A 22,475-nucleotide genomic window follows, 5' to 3' on the forward strand; every position below is an offset into this window, starting at 1 on the left:
ACGATCCTCCGTCGTCTTCGCAAACCACAGAGAATCACAAGCCGCTGAAATCACTCAACATAATTTTCGGTTGGGCTCTCAGCGTCGCGAACATCTATTACGCTCAACCACTGCTTGATGTGATGGCGCGAGACGTCGGAACCCCGCCGGCCGTGATCGGCCTGATCGTGACATTGACGCAGCTTGGCTATGGGCTGGGGCTGATCTTCATCGTGCCGCTTGGCGATCTGGTCGACCGCCGCCGCCTGATCGTCGGCCAGGGCATCTTGTCGGTCATTGTCTTGATCGTGATCGCGACCGCGACAACCGCCGCGGTTCTGTTCGCCAGTCTGGTCGTGATGGGCCTGCTTGCGGTCGTGGTGCAGGTGCTGGTCGCCTTCGCGGCGACACTGGCAACGCCCGCCGAGCGGGGCAAGGCGGTGGGCCTCGTGACGAGCGGCATTGTGATCGGCATTCTGAGCGCGCGCTTCATTGCCGGCGTGCTTGCCGATCTGGGCGGCTGGCGCGCGGTCTATCTGGCCTCGGCCGTTCTGACGGCGGTCATGGTCGCTCTGCTGATGCGTGTTCTGCCACGAAAATGCCCACCGGACAGCGCCGACAGCTACGGCGCCGCGCTGCGCTCGGTTCCCAGGCTGTTTCTGGGTGACCGGATACTGCTGATGCGCGGCATTCTGGCCCTGCTGATCTTTGCCGCATTCAGCAGCTTCTGGACGGCGCTTGTCCTGCCGCTCAGCGCGCCGCCTTTCTCTTATTCCCACAGTCAGATCGGTCTGTTCGGGCTTGTCGGTCTGGCGGGGGCCATTGCCGCAACAGGTGCCGGGCGATTGGCGGATCGCGGTCTGGGAGACACGACCACGGGTGTGTCGCTTGCGCTGTTGCTGGGATCATGGGGGCTGATCGCGTTCCTGCCATGGTCGATCCCGGCGCTCCTGATCGGTGTGGTTATGCTCGACCTCGCCATACAGGCTATCCACGTCACCAATCAGAGCATCATCTTCCAACGTCACCCCCAGGCGCGCAGTCGCCTTGTCGGTGGCTATATGGTGTTCTACTCGATCGGCAGCGCCGTTGGCGCAATTGGCTCCACCATGGTCTTCGCGCAAGCGGGCTGGCTGGGCGTATCCGTCTTGGGCGCGACCTTCAGCGCGGTCGCTCTTCTTGCATGGGCAGCCATGCGACGCCGGTCATCCGGCTCGGCGGTCGCAGATACTTTCGCCTGTCGGACTCGAGATGGCGCTCAAGAGCTCTCCGCGCCCTTGAAAACAGTGCGGCGCCTGTGGAAAGCCCTGAGCGCCTGAGCCATCTGCCTCCAATTGGCAAACACGAACAAGGGCGGTTCCATCCGGAACCGCCCTTGTTCGTGTTCATAAACCCAATGCCGCCCGGTCAGCCGATCTTCGCCGCCGTGTCGTCGAGCGTTGCTTCCAGGGTGTCGACGATCTGGTCGACCTCCTTTTCGCTGACGATCAGTGGCGGGCAGAAGGCGATGGCGTCGAGCATGTTGCGGGTGATCACGCCACGCGTCTGCATGCCGGTGTTGACCATGCCGCCCAGCGCGCCGGGGGTCTCAAGCGCGGTCTTGGCGGCCTTGTCGGTGACCAGCTCGACCGCGGCGATCAGGCCGACGCCGCGGACCTCGCCGATCAGGCTGTGGCTTTCCAGCGCCTTCAGCCGGCCCAGCAGATGGGCGCCGACCTCGCGGGCATGGGCGACCAGGTCGCGTTCCTCGATGATCTTCAGGTTCTCCAGCGCCACCGCCGCCGCGACCGGGTGGCCGGCGGCGGTGAAGCCGTGGCCGAGCACGCCGATCTTGTGGCTTTCATCGGCGATCGGCTCATAGACCTTCTCGTTGATCATGAAGGCCGAGATCGGCATGTAGGACGAGGACAACTGCTTCGACATGGTCATGATGTCGGGGCGCATGCCATAGGTCTGGCTGCCGAACATGTTGCCGGTGCGTCCGAAGCCGCAGATCACCTCGTCGGCGATCAGCAGGATGTCGTATTTGGCCAGAACCGCCTGGATCTTTTCCCAATAGGTCGCGGGCGGCACCACCACGCCACCGGCGCCCATCACCGGCTCGCCGATGAAGGCCATGATCGTCTCAGGGCCTTCCGCCAGGATCATGGCTTCCAGTTCCTCGGCGCGGCGGGTGGCGAAAGCCTCTTCCGTCTCGTCGGGGCCGGCATCCTTCCAGTGGTGGGGCGAGCCGGTGTGCAGCACGCCCGCGATCGGCAGATCGAACGAGCGATGGTTGTTGACCAGGCCGGTCAGGCTGGCCGAGGCGATGGTGACGCCGTGATAGCCGCGCAGCCGGCTGATGATCTTCTTGCGCTGCGGCTGGCCCATGGCATTCGACCGGTACCACAGCAGCTTCAGGATCGTGTCGTTGGCTTCCGAGCCGGAATTGGTGAAGAACACCTTGCTCATCGGCACCGGGGCCAGCCCGATCAGCTTTTCGGCCAGATCGATCACCGGGCCGTTGGACTTGTAGCTGAAGGTGTGCGCGAAGGGCAGCTTCGCCATCTGACGGGCGGCAGCATCGGCCAGCCGCTGCTCGCTGAAGCCCAGCGCCACGCTCCACAGGCCGGCCATTGCCTCGATATAACGGTTGCCGTGGATGTCCACGACATGGACGCCGTCGCCGCGCTCCAGCACGATCGAGCCGGTCTCCTCATGGCGACGGGCATCGGTGTAGCTGTGCATGTGATAGGCGATGTCGCGGGCTTCCGGCGAGTTCGGGCTGTAGGCCATTGGTCGGGCTCCTGATGGGCGATGGGTCGGCATCGCCACGCGTTCATGTCGGGGGCGGGGCGTGAGGGGTGTGTGAGGGGCGAGATGGTCGTTGCCTGACGATACGCCGGTCAGCCGGCGGCCGCATCCGCCGCGAGTGCTGCATCGCAGGCATTCAGGAACATGACGGCATTGTCGGACAGGCTGGGCCCCAGATAGCCGCCTTCCTGCACCAGAACCGTCGGCAGGCCGAAGCGGGTGATCTTCGCGGCCGTGGCGGCGAAACCATCGGCCGTGCAGCGCACCACCGACAGGGGATCGTCATGGGCCATGTCGAAGCCCAGCGACACCACCAGCGCCTCGGCGCCGAAATCGCGGATCGCCGCCAGCGCGCGGTCGACCGCGAGCCCGATCTCGGCATCGCCATCGCCCGGGTTCAGCAGCAGGTTGAGCGTGGTGCCAAGGCCGGCATCGCGGCCGGTTTCATCGCCATAGCCCAGATAATAGGGCGGGTAATCGGCCGGATCGACATGCAGCGAGGCATAGAAGACATCCGGATCGCCATAGAAGATGTCCTGGGTGCCATTGCCGGCATGGGTGTCGACGTCGAGCACCGCGACGCGCGCGAATTTGCGGCGCAGATGCCGGGCGGCGGCGGCGGCGTTGTTGAAGAAGCAGAAGCCGTTGCTGGCATCCCATGATGCATGATGGCCCGGCGGCCGGCTGAGGCCATAGACCATGCGCGCACCCGCCAGCACCTGATCGGCCGCATCCACGGCCGACTGCGCCGACCAGTAGATCGCCTCCCAGGTACCGGCCATCACCGGGCAGGCGGTATCGGTGGCGTAATAGCCGAGCTGGCCGACCACCCCCTGCGGCACCCGGCCCTCACGCCGGCCGGTGTGGTAATTGGGCACAGCAGCCTCGGTCGATCCGGTCGCCTCCACCCAGCGCGTCCAGGCGGTGCGGAAGAAATCGACATAGCCGCGATCATGGACGGCATAGAGCGGACCCAGCCCGTGATCGGCCGGGGGCACGATCGCGTGGCCGGCCGCCGCCAGGGCATCGCGCAGCAGAATGGCGCGCTGCGGCTGTTCGGGATGGGTGATGAAGCCGCCGCGCCGGAAATAGGTCTCCGGCGCATGGGCGGTCTGGCGGGGGTCGAACACGACTTTCATCGGGAAAACGCCTGTTGCTGGAACGCGACATCGGGTGAGACGAGGAGGGGCTTGCAGATCAGTATCCGGCCTGCCGGTCGACCATGGTCGGGATAAGCTCGCCGGCTTCCAGCCGGTCGGTGGCGGCGGCGATATGGCGAGCCAGGGCGTCGCGGTTGGGCTCGCTCGCCTCATGCGGGGTGATCAGGATGCGCGGGTCGTGCCAGAATCGATGTTCGGGCGGCAACGGCTCGACCGCGAAGACATCGAGCGAGGCGGCGGCGATCCGGCCGCTGTCGAGGGCCGCGGTCAGATCATCCTCGACCAGATGCTCGCCACGGCCGAGCTGGATCAGCACAGACCCCATCGGCATGCGGTCGAACAGCGCCCCTGACAGGATGCCACGGGTGTCGTCGGTGAGCGGCAGCAGGTTGATGAGCATATCCGCCCGTGCGGCGATGCGGGCGGTGCCATCCGGCCCTGAGACGATGGTGACGCCATCGGGCACCAGCGCCGGATCGGGTGCGCGCCGGGCCAGTGCCCGGACGTCATAGCCAAGTCCGGCCAGCACGCCGGCGGTGACCCGGCCCATATGACCGAAGCCCAGAACCGCCACCCGGACATCACCGGCCGGGCGCTTTTCCATCACCCGCCGCCACAGCGCCACCCGCTGCTGGGCGATATAGGTGGCCATGCCGCGATGATGCCAGAGCACGTGCCAGGCGGCGAAGCCCGCCATCATCCGCGCCTGATCATCATCGCGCACCCGCAACACCGGCAGCCCGGGCGGCAGGCTGGGGCAGGCCAGGATGTTGTCGACCCCGGCCGCGATCGACGACACGAAGGCGAGGTTGGGAAACGGACGGAAGGCATCGGGTGCCGGTTTCCAGGCCAGCGCGAAATCCACCGTCTCTGGTGCCGCCAGGGCCTCTTCGGGCTCAAGCAGATCGACCTGCGGCGCGTGGCGGGCGAACCCTCCGCCGAAGATCGCCTTCAGATCGAGCATGGTGCTGAGGCAGACGCAGCGATAGCGGCGCGCGGTCATGGCAGGACGGCCCCCGCTTGCGCGAAACGCTTCAGCGGCGTGCCGGGGCCGCGACCGGGGATGGCGGCCAGCAATTCGCGGGTGTAGGCGCTTTGCGGGTTGCCGAAGACCTCGGCCACCGTGCCCATCTCGACGATCCGGCCGCGCTGCATCACCGCCAGCCGGTCGCAGATCTGGGCCGCCACCCTGAGATCATGGGTGACGAACAGCATCGACAGGTTCAGCCGCGCCTTCAGCCCCGCCAGCAGATCGAGCACCTGGGCCTGGATCGAGACGTCGAGCGCCGACACCGCCTCGTCGGCGATGATCAGCTCAGGGTTCATCGCCAGGGCCCGGGCGATGCCGACACGCTGGCGCTGGCCGCCTGAGAACTCATGCGGGAAGCGATCGGCCGACGAGCCGTCGAGGCCGACGGTGGCCAGTAATTCGCGCGCCTGGGCGCGGGCCTCGGCGGCCGGCACGCCGGCGGCGATCGGCCCCTCGGCGATGATCTGGCCGACCCGAGTGCGCGGGTTCAGCGAGCCGAACGGATCCTGGAACACCATCTGCACCCGGCGGCGTTCCTTGCGCAGCGCCTTGGCATTCAGGCTGGCCAGATCGATGCCGTCGATTTCGGCCGAGCCGCGATCCGGGTCGATCAGCCGGACGATGCAGCGGCCGAGCGTCGACTTGCCCGAACCGCTTTCCCCGACGATGCCGAGTGTTTCGCCGCGCGCCAGATCGAACGAGATGTTGTCGACCGCATGGACCACGCGGGGCTTGCGCAGCAGGCCGCCCTTGCCGTGATAGGTCTTGGTCAGGCCGCGCACCTTCAGCAGCGGCTCGGCCGCATCGGGCGTGATGGCCGGACCGGCGCGGTCGGGCACGTTCATGCCCGGGATGGCATCGATCAGGCCACGGGTGTAGGGATGCGACGGGTTGCCCAGCACATCGGCGGCGGTGCCGATCTCGACCACCTTGCCATGCTGCATCACGCAGACCCGGTCGGCGATTTCGGCCACGACGCCGAAATCATGGGTGATGAACATCACGCCCATGCCGTGGCGGATCTGAAGATCGCGGATCAGTTTCAGGATCTGGGCCTGGGTCGTGACGTCGAGCGCGGTGGTGGGCTCGTCGGCGATCAGCAGGCGCGGTTCCAGCGCCAGCGCCATGGCGATCATCACCCGCTGGCGCTGGCCGCCCGAGAGCTGGAAGGGATAGGCATCGATGGCGCGGGCGGGCTCGGGAATGCCGACCTCGGTCAGCAGCTCCAGCGCACGCGCGCGCCGTTCCCGCGGTTTCAGCCGGTTATGGCCCTCGAACACCTCGGCGATCTGCTCACCCACCCGCATCAGCGGATTGAGCGCGCTCATCGGCTCCTGGAAGATCATGGCGATACGGGCGGCGCGGATGGCGCGCATGCCGGCCTCGTCGAGGGTCAGCAGATCACGGCCCTCGAACATGATCCGGCCAGCCGCCGGGCGCACGCCATGCGGCAGCAGGCCCATGACCGCATTGGCGGCCATGGACTTGCCCGAGCCGCTTTCCCCGACGATACACAGGATTTCGCCGGCGGCGAGGTCATAGCTGACATCGTCGACCGCGAACGGCCGGTCGGCGCCAGTGGGCAGGGCCAGCTTCAGGCCGCTGATCGACAGCAGCGCGTCGGGACGGACCTGATCTGATCCGGTCATGCCCGGTTGGGTCTTCAAGTCACTGGTCAATGGCCCGCTCCTCAATGTCCCTGGCGCGCGAGGCGCGGATTGAGGGCATCGTTCAGCCCTTCGCCCACCAGATTGAGGGCGAGCACGGTGAGCAGGATCGCGATACCGGGGAAGAAGCTCAGCCACCATGCCTGGCGGATCACGGTGCGGGCGGCGCCGATCATATAGCCCCAGCTCATCACATTCGGATCGCCCAGCCCCAGGAAGGACAGCGAGCTTTCCAGCAGGATCGCGGTCGCCACCATCAGCGAGGCCAGCACGATGATCGGCGACAATGTGTTGGGCAGGATCTGGCGCAGGATGATGGTGGTGTTCGACTGGCCAGCGAGGGTGGCGGCCTCGACATATTCCCGCGTGCGGAGCGACAGCACCTCGCCGCGCACCAGACGCGCCACCGGCGGCCAACTGACCACGGCGATCGCGACCACGATCGACCCGATGCTGGGCTCGAAGATCGCGACCAGCACCACGGCGAGCGCGAAGCTTGGCACGGTCTGGAAGAATTCGGTGAAGCGCATCAGCGCATCATCGACGATGCCGCCGTAATAGCCGGCAACGGCGCCAAGCGGCACCCCGATTGCCAGCGCCACAACGGTGGACACCAGCCCGATCAGCAGCGAGATCCGCGCGCCGTGGGCCAGGCCCGAGGCGACGTTGCGGCCGAGCGTATCTGTGCCGAGCGGCAGTCCGGCCACGTCGAACGGCGCCAGGAACGGCCGCTGGACCATCTTCCAGGGCGACATCGGATAGATCAGCGGCGCGATGATCGCCACCAGGATGACAATGAACAGGATCGCCAGCCCGATCAGGGCGCCGCGATTCTGGGCGAAACGTTTCAGGAAGCCGTTCATCCCGCTGCCTCGATCCGCGGGTCGGCGATCCGGTAGACCAGATCGGTGACCAGGTTGAACAGGATGACCATGGCGGCCGAGATGAAGAACACGCCAAGCAGCAGGTTGTAGTCGCGCTGCAACAGGGCCTCGAACATCAGCCGGCCGATACCGGGCCAGGCGAAGACGGTTTCGGTGAGGATGGCGCCGCCCACCATCTGCCCGGCCTGGAGCCCGGCCAGGGTCACGATCGGCAGGATGGCGTTGCGCAGCACATGGCGGCGCTGGATCACCCCCGGCTTCAGTCCTTTGGCGCGCGCGGTCTTGACGAAGTCCAGCCGCGAGACCTCAAGCATTGAGGCGCGGGTCATGCGGGTATAGACCGCCATGAAGAACAGGCCGAGCGTCAGTGCCGGCAGAACCAGGTGTTCCGCCACGTCCAGCCAGCGATCGAGGCCGGTATAGTTGCCGCCCACGGTTTCCATGCCGAAGCCGGGCAGCCAGCCGAGTGTCACCGAGAACAGCAGCACCGCCATCAGCGCCACCCAGTAGAGCGGGGTGGCATAGAAGATCAAGGCGGCGGTGGTGATGGCCGTGTCCGACCAGCGGCCGCGGCGCATGGCGGCGACGGCACCGGCCGCCACGCCCATGATCAGCGAGATCACGAAGGCCGTGCCGGTGAGCAGCAGGGTCGCGGGCAACCGGTCGAGGATCAGGTCGAGCACCGGCATCTGCTGACGATAGGAAAAGCCAAAATCGAGCTGAACCACGCCCGAGATATAGATCCACAACTGTTCGTGCAGCGGCAGGTTCAGGCCGAATCGCTCGCGGAGCTGATCGAGGAAGATCTGGTCGGCGGCACCGGCTTCGCCGGCCATCACGGCGGCGGGATCGCCGGGGGCTGCATGGATCAGGAAGAAGTTCAGGACCAGGACTGCGAGCAGGACCAGGGCAGCCTTGAACAGCCGGCCGATCAGGAACCGTGCCAGCGCCATCGGCGGTCTCCTTGCGGGAGGTGTGGCGTCACCGGCCGGGCCTTGACAAGGCCCGGCCGGTGGTATCGATGCGAGGGCGTTACGGGTGCGGGATCACTCGATCCAGGCATCCTTGAAGCCATCGTTCACGCCGATGCCGGTGGTGATCAGGTTCTTGACATTGCAGCGATAAATGGTGGGGAAGCCCAGTTCCAGCAGCCAGGCGACCGGCACGTCGTCGACCAGCTTCTTCTGGACCGCGGTATAGACGCCCTCGCGCTTCTTGTCGGAGAAGGCGACGGCGCCATCGGCGAACAGCTTGTCGACCTCAGGCGAGGCATAGCCCGCGACATTGTTCCAGGGCGAGCCCTTGGCGATGTTGGTCGACACATAGGTGCGCGACACGCCCAGTGCCGGATCGCCATACTGATAGAGATAGGTGAAGGCCAGATCGTAATCCCAGTCGGCGACCTTCTGGTTCCAGCCGGCGACGTCGGTTGCAACCAGTTCGACCTTGATGCCGACTTCCTCAAGATTCTGCTTCACCGCCTCGGCCCAGCGCTGCCAGGTCTCGCCATAAGGCAGCGGCAGCAGGCGGATGGGGGTGCCGTCATAGCCCATCTCCTTCAGTAGTTCCCGGGCCTTGTCGGGATCATGCGGATAGGGCGTGACCTTGTCGGAATAGAAGCGGATCTTCGACGAGAACGGGCCGGTCGCGACGTCGCCCAGGCCGTTCCACAGCACCTCCTTGGCGAATTCGCGATCCATGGCATACATGATCGCCTTGCGGAACCGGACGTCGGCGGTGGGGCCTTCGCGGTTGTTCAGCCACAGCCAGGACTGCGGGGCGAAGAATTCCCAGCCCTTGTCGGTGACGCAGGTGTTGTCGAGGGCAGTGAGGCGCTGCACGTCGAAATTCTCGACCGAGCCGCCGGGCAGGATATCGACGGTGCCGGTCTCGAAGGCCACGGCGCGCGAGGCGGCGTCGGGGATCACGTGCCAGTAGATCTCGTCGAGGTGGGGCTTGCCCTCCTGGTAATAATTCTCGTTCTTGACCAGCAGGATATGCGAGCCCTTCACCCATTCCTTGAACTTGAACGGGCCGGTGCCGATCGGCGTGTTGTTGGCCGGGTTGGTTTTGAAGTCGGTGCCTTCATAGATGTGCTTCGGCACCATCGGCATGGTGCCGACTTCGAAGATGCCGAGGAACGGACCGAAGGGCTGCTTCAGCTTGAAGACCACGGTGTGGTCGTCGGGGGCCGAGATGTTCTCGACATGGACCAGCGAGGCACGCAGCCGGGCATGGGTCTCGCGCAGGAACACATCGACCGAGAACACCACATCGGCCGAGGTGAACGGCTCGCCGTCATGCCAGGTGACGCCCTGGCGGAGCTTGAAGGTATAGATCGTGCCGTCGCCCGAGACCGTCCAGCTCTCGGCGAGCTGCGGCATGGGCTTCAGCGACGGATCATAACGCAGCAGCCCTTCATAGATGTTGCCCGCAACCATCTGCGTCGGGCCGTTCTGGATCATGCCGAGCATCAGTCCCGGCGGCTCAGGCTGGATGACGACGTTGGCCCGTCCTCCCTCGACGGGTGCGGCGGCAGCCGCGAAGATCATCGACAGCGCTGCCACGCCGCCCAGCAGAAATCCCCTGATCATTCCTAAAGTCCCCCTGGCGTCCTTGGATTGGTGAAACCTCGTCTGCGTCTTCCGTCTTGTTCTTGAGACTGCTTCTTGTTGCAGCTAGCCGTTGATCGGCTATGCACCGGCCATGCTCCCGCCGGATCGTTCAACTGATCAGCTCTCGAAATCCGGCTGGATCTTGCGGAGCAGTCTCAGATAGGCATCCCATTCCACATCGGGGCGGTTATGGGGATGCTCGCCATCCCAGCCCTCGTACTGCTGCGCCGTGCGCTGGCAGACCTCCTCTGAGGGCAGATGGATCGGTGCACCTGAGCTTTGCAGGGCGAGCTGAGCCCGGCAACTGCGCTCAAGATTATACATCAGCTTGAAGGCTTCCGAGACCGTGCGGCCGCAGGTTAGAAGCCCGTGATTGCGCAGGATCATGACCTTGGCATCGCCCAGATCCGCGACCAGCCGCTCCCGTTCGGCCAGGTCGAGCGCGATGCCCTCGTATTCATGAAACGCGATACGGTTGTGAAATTGCAAGGACCACTGGTTCAACGGCAGAAGCCCGTGTTCCTGGCAGGACACGGCGACGCCGGCGACGGTGTGGGTGTGCAGCACGCAGTGAATGTCGTGGCGCGCCGCGTGCACGGCGCTGTGAATGGTGAAGCCGGCGGCATTGATGCCGGCGCCATGCGGGTCGTCGATCAGCCGCCCGTCCAGATCCACCGTCACCAGATTGGAGGCGGTGACCTCGTCGAACCGCAGCCCATACGGGTTGATCAGGAACCGGCCATGGCCATCCTCGCCATCTGGTGCACGGGCCGAGATATGGGTGAAGATGCTGTCATCCATGCCGAAATGCGCGACCAGCCGATAGGCGGCGGCCAGATCGACCCGCTCGTCACCAGCGGTCGGAGATGACGGCTGGGCGGAGACTTCGGAAACGGTTGCGCGGCGCATCGGCGGCCCTCATGAGTGATCGGCGGGGTCGACGGGTCCGGGATGGGTGCGGCAAATTGTCGACAATCGACATTCGACCACGTTTCCGGCATGCTCGCAAGGCAGAGGTTGCACATGATGCAGATGACAGGAGGCGCATTGTCCATGCCGGAGAAAGGCCAGACGACCGGCACCCCCCTGTCGAGGGATGCAGGATCGGTGTCAATGGATACAGCGACGTCACCGGCTGGTGGCGGCGGGCCGCTATTGACGGCCCTGGATCAGAACGATCTGGTGAACCGGATCGCGCAGGTTCTGACCGACGTGATCCTGAAGGGCGGCTTCAAACCAGGCGCACGGCTGACCGAGGCCACCATTGCCCGTGACCTCGGGGTCAGCCGGGCGCCGGTGCGCGAGGCGGCGCGGCTGCTGGAAAATCGCGGTCTGGTGGTGGCGATGCCGCGTCGCGGCTTCTTCGTCCGCCAGTTCGACTGGCACGATCTCGATCAGATCTACGATCTGCGCATGTGCCTGGAACGCCATGCCGGGGCTCTGCTGGTGGGCAGCCTGACTGACGAGATGGCATCGAAGCTGCGGGCACAGGTCGCGTTCCTGCACCGGCTGGCCGAGGATGGCGACGGCGAACGCCAGATCGAGGAAGACCTGAAATTCCACCGCATGATCTGCGTGTTCGCCGGCAACCGGCGGCTGCTGAAGGTGTTCGACGAACTGACTGCTGAAACCCGGTTCGGCATCGCCATGATCGGCCGGCTGTACGACGACCCCCATCAGATCGCCCGCACCCACGAGCCGCTGCTGGATGCCCTGGTTGCACGGGATGCAGGCGTATTCGCGGCCGCCAGCGATTACCATATCGGCACGGCGCGCGAGCGGGTGGTGGCGATGTTCAGTGCCGACGGCGCTCCCCGTCGCGGTGATCCGTCCTCGGCGTAGGGCCGCGTTCACCCGCGGTCGCGGTCAGCGCCGTTTCGACAGCGCCCGGCCCGCCGGGCGGTCGCCGACCAGTTGCCACAGAGCCCGGGTGACGCTGTCCAGCTCGTCGCCATTCAGACGGCGGGCCATGTCGGCATGGTATTGACGGTCGATCTCGGTCAGACGCTGGACCTGGGCGCGGCCACGGTCGGTCAGGGTCAGGGTGATCATGCGGCGGTCGGTATCGGATCGGTCGCGCCGCACCAGTCCATGCTCGACCAGCCCATTGACCAGCCGGCTGGGACTGCCGGTCTCGCAGACCAGCAACTCACCCAGATCGACCAGCGACAAGGGCTCGCGCTGAGCCAGAACCGACAGCACTTCTGCCTGCGACGGCGTGAGACCGAGCGGCCGGAGCCGGTCGGCAAGCTGGCGATAGGCCTCGCGTTGTGCTGCCAGGATCAGATAGCGAAGCTCTTCGACGGGCTGCATCCTGCCTCCCCCCAAGGTTCGAGGATGATTTCGAGGATGGTGGTCGAGATATCGACTGCGGCGCCGGCCGCGCATGCGCCGGCCAGGACGCCTCCATGTCCTAGAGTTAGGTCCCGCGTCACCGATTACCAGCGCCGGATTGCAGAAGTCCCCGTCAGATCACGAAAAAGCGCCCGCCTCCCTAAAAAGGACACGGGCGCTTTCGCGCTATGGACACGGGCGCCTTCGCGCTGTGGACATGGGCGCTTTCGCGCTATGGACACGGGCGCCCTGGATCGGGGACCGCGCGGCTAATGGATCCGCAATTGCAGCATCAGCCCCAGAACCGCGCCCTTGATATAGGGCAGGGTGGCCAGCGTCAGCACCAGGCTGAGCGGCACCCACAGCGCCGCATGCACCCAGATATCGGGCGCCCAGGCCTTTTCAACCCACAGCATCAGCGGGATGACGATGTGCCCCACCAGGAAAATGGTGAAATAGGGGGGCGCGTCATCGGCGCGATAGCTGCCGAGGTTCTCGCCGCAATGGCTGCAATGATCGCGCACCGACAGATAGCCGTTGAAGGCCGGCGCCTCGCCACAGCGGGGGCAGCGCCTGGCCAGACCGCGACGCATCGCGCGCCACAGGCCGGGGCCCTTCACCGGGGCGTCGTCGTCCTCTGTCCGGGCGTTGGTCCAGACCACATCATCCTGGCCCGACATGGGCTCTTCTCCTTGAGGCTTGGGCGCATCGGCGGGGGGATTGGCGGGGTTTGGAACAGGCAAGGCGGCACCATCTCCAGATGGCCGGCTCCAGATGGCCGGGCGCCGCATCGGACCCGATGCACCATCCTCAATATGAGCGGCGGGGAAGTCGCGTACCACGCGACACGTCGCCGCGGGCATGATGGTGATCATGACGCCGCGGGCATGATGGTGATCATGACGCGGCACCAGATCTGTGCAACCCCCTGCGGCGGGACGGGTTCCGGAACACGCGGGCTGCGTCAGCCGATCCAGTAATGGGCGGCGCCGAAGATGCCGTCGACGCGGGTGCCGTCGTCCGAGATCGGCAGCAGGACGCGTTCATAGGTGACATGGTCCTTGGCGATGGCGAACCCTACCCGCCGGGCGTAATGCGGCCGGCATTGTCGGACCACGTCGTGATAGTCGGCGGCGATGCGCGGCCACTGGCCGGCATGGACCACCGACAGGCTCTGGCCGCGATGGTCGCCGCCATGGGCTTCGGAAATCCGGGTGCCGACCAGCCGCACGGTAAAATCCAGCCGGTCACCGGCCTGATGGACGACATCATACAGAAACAGATGCGGCAGCAGCCGATGCAGGCGCAACGGGTCTATCTCCCGCCGGAGCGGCATCGGACGGTCGCCGCGGAGATCGCGCCAGTAACGATAGGTCGTCTTGAGGATATCGGTCTCGAATCGGTCCTCGATGTCATCCATGTCGGGCCTGCCTGACCGGTGCCTGACGCGCGGTGCGCGTCACAAGACCCAAGATTAGCAGCAGAAACCTGTGGTATCGAGCCTTGTCTTGACAGAAATGTGACAGCACTGGGTATGGAGCGGCAATCCTGGCGCCATACTCAGTGCTGCAACGCAATATTCGTAGGTGTGCTCGATGCCCGCCGGATCAGTAAGACTTCGCGAAGATCGCCTCGACGGTGGCCGGCGCGCCGGTCAGCACGCAGGTGCGGCCGGCGACGTCGCCCTGATCATAGGGCAGACAGCGGATGGTGACGCCCAGATCGTCGAGCTTGGCCTCGCTCTCGCGGGTGCCGCACCATGCTGCGCGCACGAAGCCGAGGTCGCCAGCGAAATCGCTGCCCTCCTTCGAGAAGAAGGCGCGGAAGGCATCGTAATCGGCGATGTCGGTGCGGATACGGGTGGCCCGGAATGCCACGGCCTGGTCGAACATCTGCTTCTGGATCAGGGCCAGCCGGGTGGCGATGCCCGACACCAGCTCGTCCTGCGGGATGATCGCCTTCTTCTGGTCCAGCGCCACCCGCTCGGTGACCGCGACCGAGCCCGAGGCCACGTCGCGCGGCCCCACTTCCAGGATCACCGGCACGCCGCGCTTGATCCACGACCAGCGCTTTTCACCGGCATTCATGTCGCGGCGGTCGACCTCGACCCGCACCGGCAGATCGAGATAGCGTTCGGCCGCAAGGCGGGCAGCCAGCGCATCGACCGCCGCCATGACATCGGCGGCGCTCGCCTCATCACGGATGATCGGCAGGATCACGATCTGCGATGGTGCCACCGCCGGCGGCAGCCGGAGGCCGTCATCATCGGAGTGGGTCATGATCAGCGCGCCGATCAGCCGGGTCGATGCCCCCCACGAGGTGGTGTAGGCAAGCTCAAGCCCGCCATCCTTGGTCTGGTACTGGATGTTGGCGGCCTTCGAGAAATTCTGGCCCAGGAAATGCGAGGTGCCGGCCTGCAGGGCCTTGCCATCCTGCATCATCGCCTCGATGCAGTGGGTTTCGACCGCGCCGGGGAAGCGCTCGCTTTCGGGCTTCTCGCCGGCGATCACCGGCACGGCCAGCCAGTTTTCCGAGAGATCGCGATAGACCTCCAGCATCATCGCGGTCTCGTCCAGCGCCTCGTCGCGGCTGGCATGGGCGGTATGGCCTTCCTGCCAGAGAAATTCGCTGGTGCGCAGGAAGACGCGCGGCCGCATCTCCCACCGGACGACATTGGCCCACTGGTTGATCTTCAGCGGCAGGTCGCGATAGCTGCGGATCCAGCGGGCGAAGGCCTCGCCGATCACGGTTTCCGATGTCGGGCGCACCACCAGCGGCACTTCCAACTGCCCGTCCGGCACCAGCTTGCCGTCCTTCTGGATCAGTCGGTGATGGGTGACGACCGCCATCTCCTTGGCGAAGCCCTCGACATGGCTCGCCTCTTTCTCGATCAGGTCGAGCGGGATGAAGATCGGGAAATAGCAGTTCTGGTGGCCGGTTTCGCGGATGCGCTGATCCAGACGCTTCTGGATCTGCTCCCACACCCCGTAACCCCAGGGGCGGATGACCATGCAGCCGCGCACGCCCGACGGCTCGGCCATCTCGGCTTCCTTGACCACCTCCTGATACCAGGCCGGGAAATCCTCGGCACGGGTGATGCGGATGGCGGTCTTCCTCTGGGCGCTGGACATGGGGGTGGCCCCTCGGCTGATGGCTGTGTGGGTGGTGCTGGCGGAATTCCGCCGCATCATCCACGTTTCATCGCCGAGAACAAGTGGTTCCGGGGCCGAATGGTCCGGGAGGCCGGATGCTTCGGGGCGCCATGGCAGGATCGGGCGGCCGCCTGGTCAGAGTGTGCGGCCTGATGCCAGCGCCACGCCCACCGCCAGCGGCAGCAGCGGCAGAACCGCGGTGAAGCCGCTGCCCCGCAGCATCCGCCGCTTCAGCCCCGGGCCGCCGCCGCCGGTCATGATCGCCAGCACCGCCACCGGCAGCCAGCCCGCCAGCCCCAGCGTCACCGCCGCCTCGGCGCCCGAGACGACCGCGGCCGTCGCCACGGCGGCCAGAACCGCGACGGCAAGCCCGGCAATGGTTGCGGCGGTCGACGGCGCGGCATCGACCTGGAAGCCATGCCGGCCGGCGTCGGCGGCCGGCCGGGGTTTTCGAGAGCGCGACTTGCCGCTCATCACCCGTCTCCTGCATGGAATGCATCTAAGTTGCAGTCCTATATACGCCGATCTGCGGCGGACTTGTAGTGGGAAGCGTGGATGGTCACCATAGGCAGCGTCGATCGATGCGCCCTCGATGGGGTGCGGCTCCGTATCGGGATTCCCCAGGCCCCATGACCCTGACCGAACTGAAATATCTGGTGGCGATTGCCGATCACGGCCATTTCGGCCGGGCGGCAATCGCTGCCGGTGTCAGCCAGCCCACCTTGAGCGCCCAGTTGCGCAAGCTTGAGGATTATCTGGGCGTGGAACTGGTGGAGCGCAGCCGCAAAGGCGTGCGGCTGACGGCGGCCGGCGAGCGGGTGGTCGGCCATGCCCGCCGGGTGCTGGCCGAACAGCAGGCGATCCTGCGCCTGACCCGCCACCGGGCACGGCCGCTGGAAGGGCCGTACCGGCTGGGTGCCATTCCGACGCTGAGCCCCTATCTGCTGCCGACGCTGCTGCCGGTGCTGAAGGCCGCGCATGGCGGGCTGGATCTGGTGGTGATCGAGGATCTGACCGATCATCTGCTGGCCCTGCTGGACGACGGCCGGCTGGACGCGGCGCTGGTGGCATTGCCGGTGGAGATGCGCGGCCGGCAGGCGATGGCGCTGTTCGACGAGGGCTTTCTGGCGGTGGAGCCGCGGGCCGGCGACATGGCGGCCGGCGCCGACGGCCCGATCGATGCGGCCGAACTGGCCGCCACCCGGCTGCTGGTGCTGGCCGACGGCCATTGCCTGCGCGATCAGGTGCTCGCGGCCTGTGCGCGCACCGTTGCCGCCGGCGACGACTTCCGCGCCGCCAGCCTGGAAACCCTGCGCGAGTTGGTCGCGGCCGGCTTCGGCACCACGCTGGTGCCGGCACTGGCTGCCGCTGCCTGGCGGCGCAGCGGAGAAACCCGGCTGCGCTTCCGACCGGTGATCGGGCCGGCGGGGCATCGCCGCATCGCCCTGGTCTGGCGCCGGGGCGCCGGCGATGCCGATGCCCTGGCGCTGGCCCGGGTCTGCCGGCAGGCGATCCCCGATGCGGTGCAGGTGGTGGAGGATGATGCACCGTCAACAGATGATAGCCGGCACCAGATGATAGCCGGGACGCCTGATGAGGATTGGGCCACCTGATGAGGATCGGGCCACCTGATTCGGGCGGGGCCACCCGAATCGGGGCAAAACTTGCGATTGATAATTAATATCACATCGTGCCAGCATTCCGGACCCGCCCCGTCAGGGGCTGCATCATCTATCCGGGACCGGCTGCCATGACCTCCTCCCCCGCCATAGCCGGCAACGGTTCCGGCAACGGTTCCGGCACCGGCCGCCTGTCGGTCACGCTGGACGGCGTGCCCGAGACCATGCTGTGGCCGCTGTGGCACCGCGTGGGGCTTGCCGCCACCGGCCGTGTGCCGGCCGATCAGGTGCTCGACGATCCGCGCGCGGCGGCGCTGGTGGCGCGGATCGACTATGATTTTCAGGGGCGTTTCGGCAGGCCGCACCCCGCCCATACCATCCGCGCCAGACTGGGCGACCGGCTGATCAGCGATTTCGCCGCCGCCCATGACCAGCCGATCCGGGTGGTCGCCCTGGGGGAAGGGCTGGAAACCCAGCTCTGGCGGGTCGATGACGGCCGGCTCGACTGGGTGACGCTGGATCTGGCGCCGGGGATCGATCTGCGCCGGCGCCTGCTGCCCGCACATCCGCGCAACCGGATGATCGCGGCATCGGCCTTCAGCCCCGCCGACTGGATGGATGAGGTCGGCACCGACCGGCCCTGTTTCTTCAGCGCCGCCGGGCTGCTGATGTATGCCCCCGACCGGGCGACGGTCACCGGGATGCTGCGGGCCCTGGCCGGCGGATTTCCCGGGGGGCAGGTCTATTTCGACACCATCCCGCACTGGTATTCCCGCAAGACCCTGCACGGTCTGAAGGTCACGCCCGGCTATACCGTGCCGCCGATGCCCTTTGCCCTGACCCGCGCCGGGCTTGCGGATTTCATGGCCGCCATCTCCGGCCTCGATCTGGTCCGCGCCTGGACCTATGCCGAGCCCTATCCCCGGATGATGCCGCTGCTGTCGCTGGTCTCACGCATTGGTTTCGTGCGCGACCATGTGGCACCGCTCTTGATCCTGGGCCGATTCGGCCCGATGGTCTGAAAACAGTTCCCCGATCGGAAGGCACGATCATGCACAGCCGCGCCGCCGAGCACTGGCAGAAAACCCATGGCTTCGGTCAGACCATCCGCCGGCCGGTCGAACGCCGGGTGCATGCGGTCATCGCGCTGACCCTGGTCACCATGGTGGCCGAAGTGGTGGCGGGCTGGCTGACCGGCTCGATGGCCCTGCTGGCCGACGGGCTGCATATGGGCACCCATGCCTTCGCGCTGGGGCTGGCGGCGCTGGCCTATATGGTCACGCGCGCCCGCGCCCATGATCCGCGCTTCAGCTTCGGCAGCGGCAAGATCGGCGACCTGGCCGGCTTTGCCAGCGCGCTGCTGCTGGGCCTGTCGGCGCTGGCGATCGCCGGTGAGGCGGTAGCGCGGCTGTTCGATCCGCGCCCGATCGCCTATGGCGACGCCATCCTGGTGGCGGTGATCGGGCTTCTGGTCAATCTGGCCTCGGCGGCGCTGCTGGGCCTGGGGCATGATCACGGGCACGGCCATGATCACGGGCATGATCACCGGCACGGGCATGATCACCGGCACGGGCATGATCACCGGCACGGCGATGATCATGCGCATGATGATCACAGCCAGGGTCAGAGCCGGAAACTCGACACCAATGCCCGTGCCGCCCTGCTGCATGTGCTGGCCGACGCCCTGACCAGCATCGCCGCGATCGGTGCGGTGGCGCTGGCCTGGGCGACCGGCTGGCTGTGGGCCGATCCGCTGGCGGCCCTGCTGGCCTCGGCGGTGATCCTGAAATGGTCGATCAGCCTGGGCCGCAGTGCCGCCGGCGTGCTGCTCGACCGTCAGGCACCTGAAGCGATGCGGCAGGACATCGCCGCCGCCCTGTCGTCGGATGGCGATACCCAGGTGGTCGACCTGCATCTATGGTCGGTGGGGCACAATGCCTGGACGCTGGTTGCAAGCGTGGTGACCCATGGCGATGACGGCCCGGACGATTACCGCGCGCGGCTGCCGAAGCGGTCCGACCTGTATCATCCGGTGATCGAGGTCAACCGCTGCACGGGCGATGGTCCCGGACATCCGGCGGCAGATCCCCGCCGGGCATGACGGCGGCATTGCGGCGCCAGTCGGCCGGGGCGGCACCGAAGCTGCGCCGGAACAGCCGGGCGAAATGGCTGGGATTGGCATAGCCGACGGCGAGCGCGGCGTCGATCACCCGGCCGCCATCCTGGATCATGCGGGCTGCCGCTTCCAGGCGTGCCGCCTCAAGATGGCCATGGACGGTGCGCCCGACCACCAGCCGGAACCCCGATTTCAGCTTGCGCTCGTTCAGGCCTACGGTCCGTGCCAAGAGCGGGATGGTCCAGGGCTCGTCATGGCGATCGACCAGCAGACGGGCCGCCTGTTCGATCCGGCGCCGGTCGGCCGGCACCGGCAGGCCGGCCACCGGCGGTGCGCCGTCGATCTCGGCGATCAGCCAGGCCAGGGCCTCCAGCGCCTTGGCCTTCAGGAAGATCTGGCGTGCGGCACCGTCCAGCCGGCAGGACAGCACCGCCCGGGCCACGTCGTCGAGGGCAGGCGAGGTCGGCCGGGCCAGCAGCAGCACGTCTTGCAGGCTGCAATCGGTGGCGAAGCCGCGCATCAGCACCGGCAGCACCGCCAGCCCAAGATCGACCAGAAGCCGCGCGTCATAGCGGAAATCGAGGCAGACGACCCGGCTGCCCGCCGGAATCACATCCTCGCCCGCCGTTGGCCGGGCGGCATGGTAGAGCACGGTCAGCCCCGGCCGAATTGCCAGCGGCCGCCCGCCATCGACCGAGAGCGAACCGGCGCCATCCAGAAACAGCGAGATCGACAGGGTCGCCGGTCCGGCGATCCGCAGCCGCTGTTCGGTGCGGGCGGTGAAGTCGAATTGATTGAAGGCCATGCCGTCGCCCAGCGGCTCGTTCACCTGCGCCGCAAACCAGGCCGGCAGATCGGTGGCGTCGTCGGCGTCGAGGGCGGCGTTCCCGTCGACCTGCCAGATCGTCGGCGATGTCATGCGCGGGCTCCGCGGTTGCTTGTGACCGGCTCACATGATTCCGTAAATGAGAATGATTCGCAAGAAAGTCCCGATCAGAGCAGGATCGGTCCCGATCGGGGCCGCGTATCCGGCCGCGCCGGGCGATGACGGGCACAAGCTCCGCCGGCATCAGCCAGATATCTCGTTCAAGGATCGCCCGACCATGTCTTATCGCATGCTGCGCCGTTGCGCCCTGGCAGCCCCGCTGCTGATTACAGGCGCCATGCCGGTGTCGGATGCCCGTGCCGACGACCAGGATGTGCAGCGCCTCGACGCCCTCACCGTCACCGCCGGCAAACGGGATCAGGCGCTGGGGCAGATCGACAGTTCGGTCACGGTGCGCACGGCCGAGGAACTGGCCGAGGCTGGTGTCACCCGGCTGGACGATCTGGACCGGGTGTTCCCGGGGCTGGTGATCCGGGCGCGCGGCAACCGGGCCTATACCGGTGTCACCATTCGTGGCGTCACCTCGCCCGATTTCTATAACCCGGCGGTTCAGGTCTATGTCGACGGCGTGCCGCAGGATGCCGCCGCCTTCGCGCAGGAACTGGTCAATGTGGAGCGGGTGGAATTGCTGCGCGGCCCGCAGGGCACGCTGTATGGCCGCAACGCCCATGGCGGGGTGATCAATGTCATCACCCGCATGCCGACGAACCGGCTGAAAGGCCATGCCTCGGTGACGCTGGGTGTGCCCGAACGGGGGGCTGAGGCGGTGATCGCGGGGCCGGTGGTGCCCGACCGGCTTGCGGCGGAACTCGCACTCCGCTGGAGCCAGGATCAGGGCCAGATCGATGATGTCGCGACCGGCCGGACCGGCATCGACGACGGCATCTCGCGCATGGCCCGGTTGAAGCTGCGTCACGCCCCTGTCGACAGCCCGCTCGCCGTGACCGTCACCGCGTCGCGCGAAGAGCTTGAGAGCCATGAAGAATTGTATATCCGTGACGCGTCGGTGGATGACCGCCGCTATGACAGCGCCAGCCAGGGCGCGCGCGGCTGGCTCGACCGCCGGGTGACCACACTCGCGCTTGCCGCCGATTACGACCTGTCCGACGCGGCCAGCCTGTCGAGCATCACCTCGTGGCAGAGCCGCGACCTGACCCGGGTGATCACAGTCAACACACCTGAATCCCAGGACCAGATCTCGCAGGAACTGCGTCTTGCCTTCCAGGCCGGGGAGCGGCTCGACGGCGTGCTGGGCGGCTTCTTTCAGTCGACCGAATTCACCCGCACGACCCCCGGCTATCCGGGCTATTACGGCCCCGACCGCAACGAGGTCGACACCCGGTCCTATGCCGTGTTCGGCGAGGCGACCTATGCGCTGACCCCGGTTCTGGACCTGACCGGCGGCCTGCGCTGGTCGCGGGAACAGGCGGAGATCCGCTATGATCGGCCCGGCAGCGGCCCTTTCGACTATCGGTTTCGGGGCAAGGACGATTTCTCGGATATCTCGCCCAAGCTGGCCCTGGGCTGGCAGGTGGCACCCGATCACCGGCTGCGGGCGGTGATCGCCCGCGGCTTCAAGCCCGGTGGCTTCAACCACACCGTCGCCTCGCCCGACGATGCCATCCCCTATGACAGCGAGACCTCGACCAATTACGAACTGGGCTGGCGCGGCGGCATGGCCGGTGGCCGGCTGGACCTGGATGCCGCGGTCTATCTGATCACCGCCCTGGACAAGCAGATCTATACCGGGCCGCTGGGCGCGCAGGTGCTGCGCAACATGGGTGATGCGCTCAGCCACGGCATCGAGCTGGACGGCGCCTTCCGGGCCACGACCGATCTGACCCTGCGCGCCGGCGCCACGATCGGCCGGTCGGAATTTGACGGCGGCCCCTATGACGGCCGGCGCCTGCCCTATGCCCCCGATACCACCCTGCGCGCGGGGCTGCGCTGGATCGTGCCCCAGACCAGCGTGCCGGGGGCTGTCGCGGTGGATCTGAACGCCAACTGGGTCGACCGGACCTGGTTCGACGAGGCAAATACCCTGTCTCAGAGCGCCTATACCCTGCTGGACGCGGCGGTGGAGGTCGATCTGGATGCCGGCTATGCGGTCCGGGTCTTCGCCCGCAACCTGACCGACGAGGTCTATCGCACGTCGAGCTTCGATTTCGGCGGTGGCGATATCCGCAGCACGCTGGGCGACGGGCGCACCATCGGCATCACCGGCAGCTGGCGGTTCTGAG

The 22,475-nt window shown here is 66.7% G+C and carries 20 protein-coding genes; 6 read left to right on the forward strand and 14 right to left on the reverse strand.

Translation table 11 applies throughout. The features are described 5' to 3' along the window. Window positions 1-44: 44 nt before the first annotated feature. On the forward strand, window positions 45-1,298 hold the full coding sequence (locus tag IEW15_RS20390) for an MFS transporter (protein WP_229708399.1): 1,254 nt from the start codon (window positions 45-47) through the stop codon (window positions 1,296-1,298). Between the two features lie 88 nt (window positions 1,299-1,386). Here the strand turns inward: IEW15_RS20390 and IEW15_RS20395 are convergent, their stop codons facing one another. The 8 genes from IEW15_RS20395 to IEW15_RS20430 form a co-directional block, all read right to left on the reverse strand. Next, window positions 1,387-2,754: an aspartate aminotransferase family protein gene (locus IEW15_RS20395; RefSeq protein ID WP_188581383.1), complete on the reverse strand. Its 1,368-nt coding sequence runs from the start codon at window positions 2,752-2,754 to the stop codon at window positions 1,387-1,389. A 110-nt stretch (window positions 2,755-2,864) separates the two neighbouring features. Continuing rightward, a complete protein-coding gene (locus IEW15_RS20400) occupies window positions 2,865-3,911 on the reverse strand; it encodes a histone deacetylase family protein (protein WP_188581385.1) in 1,047 nt (348 codons plus the stop codon). Between the two features lie 58 nt (window positions 3,912-3,969). Next, window positions 3,970-4,935, reverse strand: coding sequence for a 2-hydroxyacid dehydrogenase (locus tag IEW15_RS20405; protein ID WP_188581387.1), 966 nt, complete (start codon window positions 4,933-4,935; stop codon window positions 3,970-3,972). Then, a complete protein-coding gene (locus tag IEW15_RS20410) occupies window positions 4,932-6,611 on the reverse strand; it encodes an ABC transporter ATP-binding protein (protein WP_188581389.1) in 1,680 nt (559 codons plus the stop codon). The genes IEW15_RS20405 and IEW15_RS20410 overlap by 4 nt, the downstream gene beginning before the upstream one ends. 41 nt (window positions 6,612-6,652) lie before the next feature. Then, entirely contained in the window at window positions 6,653-7,492 is an 840-nt protein-coding gene (locus IEW15_RS20415) for an ABC transporter permease (protein WP_188581391.1), read from the reverse strand. Next, window positions 7,489-8,466 carry an ABC transporter permease gene (locus IEW15_RS20420; RefSeq protein WP_229708394.1) on the reverse strand — a complete coding sequence of 326 codons (978 nt, stop codon included), beginning with the start codon at window positions 8,464-8,466 and terminating at the stop codon, window positions 7,489-7,491. The genes IEW15_RS20415 and IEW15_RS20420 overlap by 4 nt, the downstream gene beginning before the upstream one ends. A gap of 93 nt (window positions 8,467-8,559) precedes the next feature. Further along, on the reverse strand, window positions 8,560-10,107 hold the full coding sequence (locus tag IEW15_RS20425) for an ABC transporter substrate-binding protein (protein ID WP_188581394.1): 1,548 nt from the start codon (window positions 10,105-10,107) through the stop codon (window positions 8,560-8,562). Between the two features lie 138 nt (window positions 10,108-10,245). Further along, a complete protein-coding gene (locus IEW15_RS20430) occupies window positions 10,246-11,037 on the reverse strand; it encodes a class II aldolase/adducin family protein (protein ID WP_188581396.1) in 792 nt (263 codons plus the stop codon). Between the two features lie 204 nt (window positions 11,038-11,241). Here IEW15_RS20430 and IEW15_RS20435 point away from each other — a divergent pair, with 204 nt between their 5' ends. Continuing rightward, window positions 11,242-11,970, forward strand: coding sequence for a GntR family transcriptional regulator (locus IEW15_RS20435; RefSeq protein ID WP_188581398.1), 729 nt, complete (start codon window positions 11,242-11,244; stop codon window positions 11,968-11,970). A 24-nt stretch (window positions 11,971-11,994) separates the two neighbouring features. Here the strand turns inward: IEW15_RS20435 and IEW15_RS20440 are convergent, their stop codons facing one another. The 5 genes from IEW15_RS20440 to IEW15_RS20460 all read right to left on the reverse strand — a co-directional run bounded on the left by IEW15_RS20440 (window position 11,995) and on the right by IEW15_RS20460 (window position 16,088). After that, window positions 11,995-12,441, reverse strand: a complete 447-nt coding sequence (locus tag IEW15_RS20440; protein ID WP_188581400.1) for a MarR family winged helix-turn-helix transcriptional regulator — start codon at window positions 12,439-12,441, stop codon at window positions 11,995-11,997. A gap of 290 nt (window positions 12,442-12,731) precedes the next feature. Next, window positions 12,732-13,142: a DUF983 domain-containing protein gene (locus IEW15_RS20445; protein ID WP_188581402.1), complete on the reverse strand. Its 411-nt coding sequence runs from the start codon at window positions 13,140-13,142 to the stop codon at window positions 12,732-12,734. A 284-nt stretch (window positions 13,143-13,426) separates the two neighbouring features. After that, on the reverse strand, window positions 13,427-13,882 hold the full coding sequence (locus IEW15_RS20450; protein WP_188581404.1) for a PAS domain-containing protein: 456 nt from the start codon (window positions 13,880-13,882) through the stop codon (window positions 13,427-13,429). A gap of 187 nt (window positions 13,883-14,069) precedes the next feature. Beyond that, window positions 14,070-15,593, reverse strand: coding sequence for a proline--tRNA ligase (gene proS, locus IEW15_RS20455; RefSeq protein WP_188581406.1), 1,524 nt, complete (start codon window positions 15,591-15,593; stop codon window positions 14,070-14,072). 156 nt (window positions 15,594-15,749) lie between these two features. Further along, window positions 15,750-16,088, reverse strand: a complete 339-nt coding sequence (locus tag IEW15_RS20460; protein WP_188581408.1) for a hypothetical protein — start codon at window positions 16,086-16,088, stop codon at window positions 15,750-15,752. 155 nt (window positions 16,089-16,243) lie between these two features. Between IEW15_RS20460 and IEW15_RS20465 the strand changes: the two genes are divergently transcribed. The 3 genes from IEW15_RS20465 (at window position 16,244) to dmeF (ending at window position 19,334) form a co-directional block, all read left to right on the forward strand. Further along, the gene (locus IEW15_RS20465) at window positions 16,244-17,227 is read left to right on the forward strand and encodes a LysR substrate-binding domain-containing protein (RefSeq protein WP_188581410.1); all 984 of its coding nucleotides are present in this window, start codon (window positions 16,244-16,246) and stop codon (window positions 17,225-17,227) included. Between the two features lie 137 nt (window positions 17,228-17,364). Further along, the gene (locus IEW15_RS20470) at window positions 17,365-18,255 is read left to right on the forward strand and encodes a class I SAM-dependent methyltransferase (RefSeq protein ID WP_188581412.1); all 891 of its coding nucleotides are present in this window, start codon (window positions 17,365-17,367) and stop codon (window positions 18,253-18,255) included. A 29-nt stretch (window positions 18,256-18,284) separates the two neighbouring features. Then, window positions 18,285-19,334: a CDF family Co(II)/Ni(II) efflux transporter DmeF gene (gene dmeF / locus IEW15_RS20475; protein WP_188581415.1), complete on the forward strand. Its 1,050-nt coding sequence runs from the start codon at window positions 18,285-18,287 to the stop codon at window positions 19,332-19,334. Here dmeF and IEW15_RS20480 read toward each other — a convergent pair. Continuing rightward, complete coding sequence (locus tag IEW15_RS20480) at window positions 19,276-20,268, reverse strand: helix-turn-helix transcriptional regulator (protein ID WP_188581417.1); 993 nt, start codon at window positions 20,266-20,268, stop codon at window positions 19,276-19,278. The genes dmeF and IEW15_RS20480 overlap by 59 nt on opposite strands. Before the next feature lie 184 nt (window positions 20,269-20,452). On the opposite strand from IEW15_RS20480, the gene IEW15_RS20485 reads away from it, so the two are divergent. Next, window positions 20,453-22,474, forward strand: coding sequence for a TonB-dependent receptor (locus tag IEW15_RS20485; RefSeq protein ID WP_188581419.1), 2,022 nt, complete (start codon window positions 20,453-20,455; stop codon window positions 22,472-22,474). The last annotated feature ends 1 nt before the right edge of the window (window position 22,475 follow it).

It is taken from the genome of Tistrella bauzanensis (assembly GCF_014636235.1).
Lineage (GTDB): Bacteria > Pseudomonadota > Alphaproteobacteria > Tistrellales > Tistrellaceae > Tistrella > Tistrella bauzanensis.